Annotated in this window: 8 protein-coding genes; 4 read left to right on the top strand and 4 right to left on the bottom strand. The window is 32.6% G+C overall.

Annotated features, from left to right (window positions below; translation table 11 throughout):
- The first annotated feature begins 368 nt into the window (after positions 1–368).
- The 3 genes from ACQH6S_RS03300 to ACQH6S_RS03290 all read left to right on the top strand — a co-directional run bounded on the left by ACQH6S_RS03300 (position 369) and on the right by ACQH6S_RS03290 (position 5,199).
- On the top strand, positions 369–683 hold the full coding sequence (locus ACQH6S_RS03300; protein WP_094649416.1) for a HigA family addiction module antitoxin: 315 nt from the start codon (positions 369–371) through the stop codon (positions 681–683).
- Positions 684–763: 80 nt separating this feature from the next.
- Complete coding sequence (locus tag ACQH6S_RS03295) at positions 764–4,357, top strand: acyl-[ACP]--phospholipid O-acyltransferase (protein WP_425360088.1); 3,594 nt, start codon at positions 764–766, stop codon at positions 4,355–4,357.
- A gap of 104 nt (positions 4,358–4,461) precedes the next feature.
- Entirely contained in the window at positions 4,462–5,199 is a 738-nt protein-coding gene (locus ACQH6S_RS03290; protein ID WP_425364679.1) for a DsbA family protein, read from the top strand.
- Positions 5,200–5,963: 764 nt separating this feature from the next.
- On the opposite strand, the gene ACQH6S_RS03285 is transcribed toward ACQH6S_RS03290, so the two are convergent.
- The 4 genes from ACQH6S_RS03285 to ACQH6S_RS03270 all read right to left on the bottom strand — a co-directional run bounded on the left by ACQH6S_RS03285 (position 5,964) and on the right by ACQH6S_RS03270 (position 12,050).
- Positions 5,964–7,466, bottom strand: coding sequence for a patatin-like phospholipase family protein (locus ACQH6S_RS03285; RefSeq protein WP_425360086.1), 1,503 nt, complete (start codon positions 7,464–7,466; stop codon positions 5,964–5,966).
- Between the two features lie 414 nt (positions 7,467–7,880).
- A complete protein-coding gene (locus tag ACQH6S_RS03280) occupies positions 7,881–10,565 on the bottom strand; it encodes a baseplate megatron protein TIM-barrel domain-containing protein (protein WP_425360085.1) in 2,685 nt (894 codons plus the stop codon).
- Positions 10,566–10,794: 229 nt separating this feature from the next.
- Positions 10,795–11,709, bottom strand: a complete 915-nt coding sequence (locus tag ACQH6S_RS03275; RefSeq protein ID WP_341748652.1) for an RpiB/LacA/LacB family sugar-phosphate isomerase — start codon at positions 11,707–11,709, stop codon at positions 10,795–10,797.
- 248 nt (positions 11,710–11,957) lie between these two features.
- Positions 11,958–12,050, bottom strand: coding sequence for a palindromic element RPE2 domain-containing protein (locus ACQH6S_RS03270; RefSeq protein WP_425360084.1), 93 nt, complete (start codon positions 12,048–12,050; stop codon positions 11,958–11,960).
- A 45-nt stretch (positions 12,051–12,095) separates the two neighbouring features.
- On the opposite strand from ACQH6S_RS03270, the gene ACQH6S_RS03265 reads away from it, so the two are divergent.
- Positions 12,096–13,451: a hypothetical protein gene (locus ACQH6S_RS03265; RefSeq protein WP_425360083.1), complete on the top strand. Its 1,356-nt coding sequence runs from the start codon at positions 12,096–12,098 to the stop codon at positions 13,449–13,451.
- Positions 13,452–13,466 lie beyond the last annotated feature (15 nt).

The raw sequence follows: 13,466 nt of genomic DNA, 5'->3' as shown, positions 1-13,466 counted from the left end.
TATTTTCTATATGACTTTTAAATGTCATGCGTAAGGTGAGTTAGTTTAAAGTACCTCTCTATAATGTGATGAGTTAGGGGATGAAAAAATAAGCAATATTAGACCTCTTGCATAACCTAAAGATAATTGAGGAATTTTTAGGAAAAACGAAGTCGAGTACCGCAGCGTACTAAGATGTACGTGAGAAACGGAGACGAGTTTTGACAACAAAATTACCAATTAGATTAGGTTATGCAAGAGGTCTATTATAAAAATAATGAAAACAGCTATTAGTGGAGCAAAAAAATCTGTTATATTTATAGATATAGCCGAGAATTTGACATAACTTGGTGAGTATTCACGATTATCATAAATAAAAGGTAACTTATATGTATAAAATTAATCCGGTACACCCTGGCGAAATACTTAAGACTGAATTCCTGGAACCTTTTGGTATTTCGGCTTATAGATTAGCTAAAGATATTGAAGTACCAATTAATAGAATAACAGAGATTGTAAACAAACAAAGAAATATTAGTACTGAAACTGCTCTGTTATTGGCAAAGTATTTCAGCTTATCAGATAGTTTTTGGATTAGGATACAGTCAAGATATGATGAGGCAGTTACTAAGGAAAAAATATTTAACCATCTTGCCTCTATTCATCCTTTAGTTACCATGGGGAAAAGGCATCATATACTCTAATAGGTGGTTTGAATTAGATTATTTGACATAAAGCAAGGAATTGCATACTATACCGCCATTATAATGTCTCTGGAGAAAGCATGTCATCAAATCGGTTATATTTATTTCGAGATACGCGTTTTTTGCCTATCTTCATAGTACAATTTTGTGGTTGTATGAATGATAATATACTAAAGAATGCGTTAATTATATTAATTACCTATAAACTATCTAGTCAATTGGTGGAATCAGCCCAATTACTTGTACTCGCTGCTAATACTATCTTTGTATTACCTTTTGTAATATTTGCAAGTATTGCAGGGCAAGTAGCTGATAGATATGAGCGATCAACTTTAGTTAAAATCATTAAGTTATTTGAACTAATCATAGTGCTTTTTGCTACTTATGGATTTTTTGATAATAGTTTAGTAATACTGTTTTTATCTATATTGTTTATGGGTATACACTCGACATTTTTTGGACCAATCAAATATAGTGTTTTGCCAGATCATTTATACCGAGATGAGTTGTTGGGAGCTAATGGATTCGTTGAGGCGGGAACATTTATTTCCATTTTAGTTGGTACTATTATTGGAGGATACTACACTATAAGTGGCAATTTAATAATCACTATTCTGATAATGATTGCGGTAATTGGCGTTATTGCTAGTTATTTTATGCCAAAATCAAATAATTCTAATTGTGAAATTAAAATAAAATTAAATTTATTTCGCGAAAATATAGAAATGATTAAATATGCCAAATCTAAAAAGCAAGTATATTTAGCAATTCTTGGCATATCTTGGTTTTGGTTTATCAGTGCGGCAATACTTGCCCAAATTCCAGCTCTTGCTAAAAATACTTTTGGAGCAGATGAAAATGTTGCTAATTTGTTTCTTGCGACATTTTCAATTGGAGTAGGGGTTGGTTCTTTTTGGTGTAGTAAGATTTTGGGGAATGAAATTACCACGAAATATGTTTTTGTTTCAGCGATTGGTGTCAGTATATTTGGTATTGATTTATTTTTTGCCAGTCGAATTAGTGCAGTTCATTATGAACCGGAGCAATTAAAGAGTATATTTGTCTTTTTATCTAAAAAGCATAATTGGCGGATTATTATAGATTTATTTTTTATAGCTGCTATTGCGGGGTTATATATTGTTCCGCTTTTTGCAGTATTACAATATCTTAGCTCCTCAGCTCATCGTAGTAGAATAATTGCTATAAATAATTTTGCTAATGCTGTGTTTATGGCTGGGTCTACTGCAATACTTTCGTTGTTATTCTATTGGGAATATTCGATACCATCGGTTATATTATTTATTAGCATACTTAACATAGTGGTAGCTTATTATATTTATCAATTAATTCCTGAAGTAAAAATAGTACCTTTTGCTGTTAACCGAGCTATTTTAAAATTTATTTTTGATTGCATGTACAGAGTGGAAGTAAAAGGTATTGAAAATTTTTATAAAGCTGGCAAAAGATCAGTAGTTATCGCCAATCATATTTCATATCTTGATCCTGCATTACTGGCAACTTATTTACCTGAAGAAATGACTTTTGCCATTAATACAAATATGGCTAAAGTGTGGTGGGTAAAACCATTTTTAACGATGGCAAAAACTCTACCAGTTGACCCCGCTAATGCAATGGCTATAAAGAGTTTGATTAGGGAAGTGCAAAAAGATAAAAAAGTTGCTATCTTTCCCGAAGGAAGAATAAGTATTACTGGTTCCTTAATGAAGATATATGAAGGACCTGGCATGATCGCTGAAAAAGCTGATGCAACAATTTTACCTGTAAGAATAGATGGTACACAATTTACTAATTTTTCCAAACTTAAAAATATACTAAAAACACGGATATTTCCTAAGGTTACTATCACTATTTTACCACCAGTAAAGTCTCCTGCTAATCAGAATATGGATAATAGGGAAAAGCGTAAATATATAGGTCAGGCTCTTTATGATATTATGACTGACATGATATTTGAAAGCTCTGATTACCAGAATACTATATTTCAGTCTCTCCTTGAAACAGCAAAAGCTTATGGTTTTAACAAAACAATAATACAAGATATTGATGATAAGTCTGTTACCTATCGTCAATTAATATTACAATCTTTTACTTTAGCAAATTTAATAAAACAGGATACAGAAGTAGCTGAATATATAGGTATTATGCTACCTAACATGGTTGAAACGATTGTTACTTTTTATGCTATGCAAGCCTGTTCCCGTCGACCGGTCATGATTGATTATATGAGTGATGTTAGCAATGTAGTGACCTCGTGCAAAACAACGTCAGTAAAAACCGTCTATACTTCAAAACAATTTGTTGAAAAAGCTGGATTGCAAGAAATGTTGGCAAATATCTTAGAAGTTAATATAAAAGTCATTTATCTTGAAGATTTAACAACAAGAATTACTTTATATTTAAGAATTAAGGCTATGATAGCTAGCTTTTTCCCACAGAGTTATTATAGTAATATGTGTGCTAGTTATGATGACAATGATCCGTCGGTTGTAGTATTTACTTCAGGCACTTCAGCTTCCCCTAAGGCTGTAGTATTGTCGCATAGAAACCTGCAAGCTAATAGATGCCAGGTTCTAGCTAAGTTACATTTTAGTCTAGATGATTTTGCCTTTATGGCTTTACCATTATTTCACTGTTTTGGTTTATCTGGCACAATAATGATGACGCTTAACGGTATACCAGCCTTTCTTTATCCTTCTCCTTTGCATTATCGGAGTGTTCCTGAGGTAATATATGACATCGGAGCAACAATTATATTTGGTACAGATGTATTTTTATATAATTATGCTACCTGTGCTCATCCTTATGATTTTTATTCTATAAGATACGTGTTTGCCAGTAGTGAGAAACTTAGGAAAGAAACAACGCAATTATGGCTCGATAAATTTGGTATAAGAATTTTTGAAGGATATGGGGCATCTGAAACAGCTCCAATAATAGCGTGTAATACTCCCATGCATTATCGTGGTGGAAGTGTAGGTCGTTTGATGCCCAAAATAGAATATTATATTAAACCAATTAACGGAATAGAAGAGGGGGGGCAATTATTTATTAAGGGACCAAATATCATGCTTGGCTATATGCACTCTAATAATCCTGGAGTTATTCATCCAACATCATCAGAAAATTTGGGTCTGGGCTGGTATGATACTGGGGATGTTGCAAAAATTGATAAAGATGGTTACCTTACCTTATTAGGTCGTGTTCAACAATTTGTTGCAATAGAAGAAGTAGTCTCGTTGGTATTAATAGAGGAATTGGCTAATATGATTGATGTTGATAGTAAAAATGTGGCTATTTGTTCTGATGATGGTATAGTCAATTCAGGGGAATTGGGTAGCAGGAGCGATGGAGCGACGCCTATAAGTAATAGGCGAGCATTGAGTGACGACGTCACCAACTTCTCATCAATTGACTATAATAAAGACAGACAAATTTTTCTCTTTACCACCAGTCAGATTATTAATAGGGAAAATTTTATAGAAATGATGGCTAAAAATTCGCTATATTCGAGACAAAATACTGAATTAACAAAATATTTTCCAGAGATTATCCATGTTAAAGAAATACCGATTCTACCAATAGGTAAAGTAAATTATCGGCAAATAACTAAAATGCTTGAAAATTATGGAAAAGCAACTAGAATGCTGGAATGAGGTAAGGAACCTATATTTAATAGAAAAGAATTATGCATAATGTTATTAGTAAAATATTATTGATTATCGTCGTTGTCCTAATAGCATTATTTGCTTATAAAACTATGAAAACTCCTAATGCTGTCTCTGCTACAGTTTCGATTAATGCTGCAGATCAGTACTCATTAGATAAAAAAGAAAACATAGAGAAAACTGAAAAAATTGTAAAAGAATATTTACTAAATAATCCTGAAGTAATAATTCAGTCAATAGAAGGTCTTCAACGACGTAAAATGCAGGAAATGGAAATAAAAACTGGTGAATATATCAGAGATAATAAATCTGAAATAGAAAATTCTCCTACATCTCCAGTACTTGGTAATCCGAATGGGGATATAATCATTGCTGCTTTTTATGATTATAATTGTGGTTATTGTAAAAAAGGTAGTTATTTTATTAATCAGTTAATTAAATCAGATACGAGCGTTAAAGTCGTTTTGCAACTATATCCACTTCTTGGTGAGGCGTCTAATTATGCAGCAGCTATTGCTTTAGCTGTTTATAAGACCACTCCTGATAAATTTCAGGATATTCATAACGGTTTAATGGAGCTAAAACCTATCACCAAAGAATCTGTAGAAAAATTGCTTCTCGCAAATGATTTAAATATTGAAGTAATCACAGAAGAAATTAATAAGGGGGAGATACAAAAGCTTCTCGAGAAAAATGTTAAATTAGCAAAAGGTTTAAAAATACAGGGAGTTCCTGCCTATATTATTAATGGTAAATTAATTGCAGGAATGATGGATATGGAACAATTGCAAAGAATAATTGCCGATATAAAAAGCCAAAATAAATTATAATGGTATCCTAATTCAGGAGAGGTTGGTGACGTCGTTGCTCAATGCTCATAAGCGTCAGTTCTGGGTTTCCGTTGTCATTACCGCTTCGGTGCGGAATCTAATACTACAGTTGTAGATTGAATGTGAGTGTTCACGGAAAAAAGGTTAAAGTATAAGATGTCATTGCGAGGAGGTTGCCAGACCGACGAAGCAATCCAGGAAAGTGATTAGAAATGGATTGCTTCGTTGACCTTACGGTCTCCTCGCAATGACGCTTGGTGATCAGGTTTTTTTATTCATCACAAAAAAATCGTGAATGCTCACATCTAAACTACAACTGTAGTACTAAGACCTCTGCTTACGCAGGGGTGACACCTAATTTTTTCGCCATCTCCCCGCTTCTTCCCGTTGTCATTCCCGCTTCGGTGCGGAATCTAATACTACGGTTGTAGATTGAATGTGAGTGTTCACGGAAAAAAGGTTAAAGCATAAGATGTCATTGCGAGGAGGTTGCCAGACCGACGAAGCAATCCAGGAAAGTGATTAGAAATGGATTGCTTCGTTGACCTTACGATCTCCTCGCAATGACGCTTGGTGATCAGGTTTTTTTATTCATCACAAAAAAATCGTGAATGCTCACATCTAAACTACAACTGTAGTGCTGAGTCCCCTGCTTACGCAGGGGTGACACTAAGGCAAGTAGGGATGATACAAAAATGGATTGCTTCGAAAGCGGAAACCTCCTCGCAATTACACTTAGCGATCAGCTTTATAGACAACCCCAATTAACACGCCGTATCAACAGCATAATAATGTGCCATCTCTGACCCCCTTCCATCACAAGCTACTTCTTCTGCAGCACGGTATTGATCAGCACAGCTAATAGCTTCATTAATAATATTATCTTCATGTTCAAACATTGAACTGAAAAATTTAAGAAATTTATTCTGAAAATGACTAAGTTCAGATATATTGATATTTTTAAAATTGCCATCAGCAATTAAAGGCAGGTGAGCAGACAAAGCTTCAAGCTGTGCGTCATTTAATCCTTTTAAGAATACTTGCAGAACATCATATTCTTTGGGTGATAATTTCATCAAGCCTTCTTTTAAAGACTCAGCTTGTTTCTCAGTTAAGTTTATCGCTAATTTTGCTTCAAATTCTTCTGATATTACGTGAGTATTAACAGTATCCTTATCTTGTCCTTTTTTGTCAATATTATCGTTCTCTTTATTCTCGCTAAGAACACTAGACTCCTCAACACTTTGTGCCTCATGAAGCTTTAAGCTTTCCTCTCTAGCTTGCACATTCTTAACCAATGTTGCACATAGCTTTTCAATCAATTCTTTATTATCTTCGACATATTTCTTACCAACTTCTTTTAATTTAGCTATATTAGATGGACTAACATTATCTAACTTCGTACATCCTTTTGGCAGATTAAGTACAATTTCTATAAATTGTCCATCTTCCGATAGGTCTCGCCTAACTTCATCCGTAGCATCCTTTTCATTAGCTCTCAGAATTTTATTCACCAGGTTTCCCTTAGTTACCCAACCTATCGAACCATCAAGTTTTTTTGATGGTATCTCTCTTGGTATATCCGGTGGTTCAAAATTAAGAGCACAAATTGTCGTGTTTTTTAGCATTTCTCTTTGTTGCTCAATATTTAATCCTTCTTTAAGCTTTTTTAGGACTGACGCAGCCGGACGATTAGCCCCTAACCCTCCATCAACAAAAGCAGTACCATTATCTTCGTCAATAACAGGTTTAAAATAGGTAGGAGCAGCTGCACTACAACGAGCTGCCCATTTTGCAAGAATACCTTTGTCAGCAGGGTTATCACTATCCCAAAGCTTATTAGGATTATCTTCTTTACCACTTACGTCAAAAGCAGAAATAAAAACACGAGTTACACTATCTCCCAAAGTAGTATCACCTGCATATTCTTCTAGTGCTGCTTTAAGAGGTTTTTGACTATATTGATGCTTAAATATTTTAAGAAACCCTCCTCCAAACTTTGGTGGAAAAATTTCAGCTGCTTTATTTTCAAACATCTCTAAAACTTTTTCTGCTGAAAAAAGCGGTTCTGTTGAGCCTGGTTCTTTAGGGCGTGTCAATGCAACTGTAATTATTGCACCGACACTAGTACCAGCAATACAGTCAAATAATTTACATATAGGCATGCCTGTAATTTTTTCGATTCTTTCAAGCACCATCAACTGAGAGACTCCTTTGATCCCGCCTCCTGAGAGCGAGAGAATCATCTTTTTTTGTAATGTTGGCATGATAACAACCTCATAAAATTTAAGTTTAATAATAAATATTATATAGCTTATTACAGTATAGTAACTATCTTGTTTAAGAAAATCAAGCAATAGATGAAATAAGTTGCTAATTATTAGATAAAAATTAATTATATAGTAACATAATTGTTACTATATAATTAATTATAGTCAATTGATGAGAAGTTGGTGACGTTGTCGCTCAATGCTCGCCTATTACTTATAGGCGTCGCTCCATCGCTCCTGCTACCCAATCCCCCTGAATTGACTATAGTTATCGTAGGCAGCCTCCTAGTTTATTATAATAGTCTTAATAAAAAATCTATCTTTAAACGTAAAATTTGTCATTTCCGCATTCCATTGTCATTCCCGCTTCGGTGCGGAATCTATATTAAATGTCATATGTAAGGTTAATCATTAACTATAGAAACCGCCATAATTTTCAACTTCATCGATAATTCCTTGTATTTCTACTGTTAAACGAGATAATTTCATGGAGATAATCCTAATTTGATATTGATAATTCCGATAATACAATAAGACAAAATCCCCCGGTTGATATTTGATAAAATTTGCCGGCATGATAAATCTTAAAATTTTAGTTTCAGTAGCAGCATTTTTTAGGATTAGCTGCCCTAATCTTTCCGCTTCCAGGCAAGATAGTATAATAGGTAGCCTTAAGACTGGAATAGCTCTATGTGAAAAATTCTCACTATTTATTTGGCAAAAACCATTATTATAATTATCACATCGATCAATAAAGTTTAGCCCTAATTTACTAATAATGCTAGTTTTAGAAATTTCCATTTGTTCTAAATAACTATTGCTTGATAATTTAACCAATATTTTTGAACTAACCTTACAGAGAGGTGAATATCCACGCTTGGTAAATTTAATTTGTTCCTGATAAGCTATGATATCAAAGAAATATATAATCCTTAGAGAGTTAATAATATCAATGCAAGATAACGCTTTATTTAATACCAACCCTTCTACCGCTTCATCAAGAGTAGATATGTCGATGTTCTTTAGTGGAATATTGCATCTATAAGACAATTCAAGAATTATTGCCGCTAAATTACAAGCCCCAAACTTATTATTCACCCAATGTCCTTTTGCCCATAAGTTACCATCTCGCCAAATATTATTATGGGGCCAAGCTGGATAAGGTCTGGCATCCCAAGTCCATAAAAACATTTGTTCGATATATTCTTGTGTTTGCCAATATTCAATAAATCCCCGTATAGCTTTACGCTGAATGGAAAAATCAACTTCACCAGTAGAATATTTTGGTACTCCGCCATCAATACATAAAGGATCAAAGAATATATTAGGTTGATTAGTTGCTTTATCAATAGAAGGGAAACCAAACTCTGTAAACCAAATTTTCTTCATTTTTGGTTGCCATTCTGTTGTTATCCCATCAGGATTGCGATGATAATTCTCCCACCAATATCTTAAATTCTTCCAAGCATAATCTTCTGATAATTGACGTTGACTATTATTGTCATCTACAAAGTAATCATATCCTTCGCCTGATTGCCAACCTTTAATGATTTCTTCTGACGAAATTCTGGAATTTACCGTTCTTGTTACAGGAAAATAAGCATCAATACCAACAAAATCTATATATTCTGAGGCAAATAACTTATCTAAATTATACCATCCGTCTTTGGTATGGTGATATTCTGACCAATCTGCGGCATAAGTCACAAGTACATTATCACCAACGATATTTTTAACTAATTTTGCTAGTTTTATCAGTTCCATAACAGCAGGAAAATTATTATGTTGATCTCTGATACTAGTTAAACCTATTAACTCAGACCCGATTACAAAACTATCAATATGATCCTTAACTAACTCAGCATAATGTAGAATGAAATCATTATAACCTTGATCTTTATTAAAAAAATCTACTACCGAACTTATCGAACCTGTCAAATGACCCCGCCATGGCTTTTGCCAAATATCCAGAAAAAACATTGGATAAAACATGATTTTAAAGTTTCTACGTTTTAATTCCTGTAAGTAACGTATGATACTCGCATCATTGACTGTACCACCATATTTAGGGAAGTTATCTGCATCTCGTGATACTAATCTTGCCGTATCACGTGAATATTTACCAACTTGCCATTGTTCTGAGTATTGGGTATGCGGATCATTAAATTCTACGGCAGGTTTGATAATACAATTTTTAATATCCAAACTATCGCCAAACCAGCATACAACTGGTGCAACCCATTTGATATTAGGACATATAATTTTCATTTGATCCAGACTATAAACACTATCAGCAATGTTATGATAATTATTGGAATTTATTGGTTTTTTATTGATCACACCCCCCAAAGAATTGGTAATGGTTTTATACTGTATTAGGCAATCATAAACAAATTCCCCTGAACCTGGGATAATGTCAATCGCCTCAACCAAATCTTCTACGCTCTTGCCTTCAATATTATCAGGAATATTAGCCTTTCTGGTTACTTCAAAGGAGAAATTTGGTATAGAATTATTAAAATCAGCTAATGGTAGCTCTTCAAATACCGCGTAGCTTAATCCACGGAAAGCTGGTACTTGCCCTTGAGGATCAGTTGCAGCAATTAAAGGATCGGCTATTTGCTCTTCTGACCCTAAATAAAGCCTGAATGTATATTGTTCAAGATTGAGCAACTGATCATTAGCCCATACTCTACTAATTTCAGCAATTTCACCTTCACATATACCAACTGCAAAGGATAAATAATATTCGCATTCTGTTAAATTATGGATGGCGACAGTTCCCTGAGCATCTGATACGCCTGGCTGTGCAACGCTGGTAATCTGCACTTCCTTAATTTGGTTTGCCCAAATTATTTTACCATTGACCCTTGCTGTACCAAAAACTAACGCTATTGGATGTCCATAAACGGCTTTTGATAGAACAAAACTTTCCCTAATATTTTTAAAATGATAATATTCCTCGGGTTGATGATTTAAATATTCTAAATAATCACCTAATGTCTTACCTGCAAATCGTCCAATAGTTGATAATATACCTCCACCAAAAACACCACCTATGCTACTTCCTATGTTACCTAGAATCTGACTAAACATATTAATATCTTATATTTTTTAGTTAATATAAGATACTATATCACATAATATCTCTGCACTAAGTGTATCGACTCATTTAATTTATATTTTTTTGTTAAAACTAAAATTTACCTCTTAACCCTTTACATACATCAATTGACTATAACGACTCATTAAGAGCTTGTAGATTAGCTTTACTAAACATCGCTCGATCAGCTATAAAGCATACATCCTCTATATTATCTTATTTTTATGCATTTAGGATTTGTGAGAAAATATCCATCTTTGAACCTTGCTCAACATAATTTTTTATAATAGTTTTTAGACTTTCTGGCAGAATAACTATATTATCAATTTGGTCTATGGGCTTCCAAATGAAACTATGGAATTTATGATCCATTGCTACAGGTGGATGAGATAAATCTAACCCCTTAATATCAATATTATATACAATATTTAATTCATGATAAATTGATCCTTTACGCTTCCAACTGCATTCCAATATACCGGCAAACTCTGATTCCTCTATCTCTAGATTCATTTCTTCCCATATTTCTCGTTTCAAAGCTTGTAAAGATGGTTCATTATATTCAACATGTCCACCTGGCAAGAAAAAAATATTTGGTGGAAAATTTGGATTATCAGATGTAGCAGTAGTAAGCAATATGTGATTATTATGAATAATTATTCCACGTACTATTACATTGATACCAGTATCAATGTGTTTTGTTTGTGATAATTCTAATTTTTGTACACATGCTGTATGCTTTTCACCAGTGAAGTTTTCTGTAACAAATTTTTCAATTATATCCTGAGATTCTTCTAAAGAGGAGTTTTGGCTACCTAAACATACAACATTTGCATTAAGCTTTTGCCTAGTTTGTATAGAGTCTTCCGTTGATCGTGATATAATTGCCCTTATATGGGTAAATCTATTGAGTGCAATAGCTACTTCTTGACCACTCTCGCATATCATCACCCCTATGTCTTCTGTATTTCGGAGCCTATCTGCTAACAATCTAGAAATATCAACATAATCTAGTGGAGAATCATCATCAATACCTAAATCCTCAGATTCAAAACCACTTAAATTATGCTGATCTATCAGAGCTTTACGCAATTCTATGCCACGATAATCGCTAGCATATACCAACTTTCTACTCATTACAAATTCTCCTAGTATTAATCGATTTATCCTTCAAATCCTTAACTATAGGTGACGTCGTCGCTCAATGCTTGCCTATTACTTATAGGCATCGCTCCTAGCCCCAAATTCTCCTGAATTGACTATATATTATCTGGTATATTGCTATTAAAAAAACCAGTCTATAATATATATTTGGTATTATATCTTAAATTATCTAAATTTTTGTCTAGACAAAGAGAGCAACCTTAGATAATCTTAACATATGGTTAAGTATAGTCAATTGATGAGAAGTTGAGGACGTTGTCACTCGTCGCTCGTCTATTACTTATAGGCGTAGCTTCATCGCTCCTGCTACCCAATTCCCCTAAATTGACTATAATTATAAGTATATATTACAAAATTAGATGCAACGTTTACTTGGTAAAAAATTAACTCCACATATTATCGCTATCTTTATATTTATGGTTTATAATATTAGTATATATCAATGTCTGCAATATAGCCAAAAAGAACAAGATAAGTTGGCTTTGGAAATGGTTCAACATAATATAATCACTTTATTAGCAACAGATATAGAAACAGCTTTAAATTCAAGCGTATTTGATAAAACTTTTTTCATTCTTAAGAAATTTACTAGCCAAGATAGTAATCAAATACTAAACCAAAGTGGATTAGTTAATTTTATTGGTTCTAATAATTCTTTTCTTTATGTTAATAATTTCCAAGATATGTTAGTCTTTGATTTGCAAAATTTAAAAGAAACAATTAGCAAAATACTACCAATTTACCTTATTTATCAGATTGAAATTAATGCTAATGATATAGCAACAAATAATATTGATAACAATGATTATTTAACGAAAAGACACTGTAAAATTAATAATATAAATCTTTTGATTAAATTAGGTATTAGACCTAATTCTGATTATTATTTAAATAATGTTAGCAAGCTATACAAATGTTTATATCTAAATATAGCAATTTCTTTTGTTATCTGCTCGATAATTCTTTACATATATCTGCAAAGAAAACAACGTTTTACTTACAATATAGAACAATTAGAAGATAATTTATTTGCAGCAAATAAATTGAATAATGCCTTAATTTTACATAAAAAATCCAGTAGAAACTTAAATGCTTTTTTTATCAAAAAAGCCACTGAGGAATATATAAGGCAACAATTAGAATTGGATTCTAACCAAAGAATTAAAATGGATAGAGTAGCTCCCAGTAACTATTTATTTCCTATATGTTTCACTAATCATACTCAAGCAGAGATTAACATAAAAGAGTTAATTAATTATTTGGAAAACTATTTTGCTGAACATTTTTTAGATATAGCAATAAAATATGAATATAAGACTGATAAATTGATAGTGGATTGTGGTCAACATGTCTTGTATCAAATAATTTTTAGCTTAATGTATAATTTAATCCATTTTATGGAAGACCAAAGTAGTTTACCTAAAACTTTGATAGTCACGTTTAATGTAAACAATATCATTATTTCTTATGATAGTTTTTTACTTACTGAACAAATGATGATAAATTTATCAAACAGTATGCTTTTAGAAATTATAGATCCATTTTTACTAAGTTGTAATAAAATATTTCAATCTTTAAGAGAACATGGGTTGAACTATAAAATATTCAGTAAAAATAAAATAAATATAATAACAATTACATTACGTAGAACTGTAATTATCAATAAAGAGAAAGGTAAAGTAATAAGTTTTGCCAAATATACACCAAATAAATAAAGAGTTACTTAAATT

Origin of the sequence: Candidatus Tisiphia endosymbiont of Mystacides longicornis (genome assembly GCF_964031095.1) — a bacterium.
In the GTDB taxonomy this organism is placed as follows: Bacteria; Pseudomonadota; Alphaproteobacteria; order Rickettsiales; family Rickettsiaceae; genus Tisiphia.
This window is presented reverse-complemented; position numbering and strand designations above follow the sequence as displayed.

Bases quoted from the DNA above. Each gene is read 5' to 3' on its own strand.
- ACQH6S_RS03275 (WP_341748652.1), bottom strand. From the start codon at position 11,709: ATGAGTAGAAAGTTGGTATATGCTAGCGATTATCGTGGCATAGAATTG.
- ACQH6S_RS03295 (WP_425360088.1), top strand. From the start codon at position 764: ATGTCATCAAATCGGTTATATTTATTTCGAGATACGCGTTTTTTGCCT.
- ACQH6S_RS03280 (WP_425360085.1), bottom strand. From the start codon at position 10,565: ATGTTTAGTCAGATTCTAGGTAACATAGGAAGTAGCATAGGTGGTGTT.
- ACQH6S_RS03285 (WP_425360086.1), bottom strand. From the start codon at position 7,466: ATGCCAACATTACAAAAAAAGATGATTCTCTCGCTCTCAGGAGGCGGG.
- ACQH6S_RS03290 (WP_425364679.1), top strand. From the start codon at position 4,462: ATGAAAACTCCTAATGCTGTCTCTGCTACAGTTTCGATTAATGCTGCA.
- ACQH6S_RS03265 (WP_425360083.1), top strand. From the start codon at position 12,096: ATGCAACGTTTACTTGGTAAAAAATTAACTCCACATATTATCGCTATC.
- ACQH6S_RS03300 (WP_094649416.1), top strand. From the start codon at position 369: ATGTATAAAATTAATCCGGTACACCCTGGCGAAATACTTAAGACTGAA.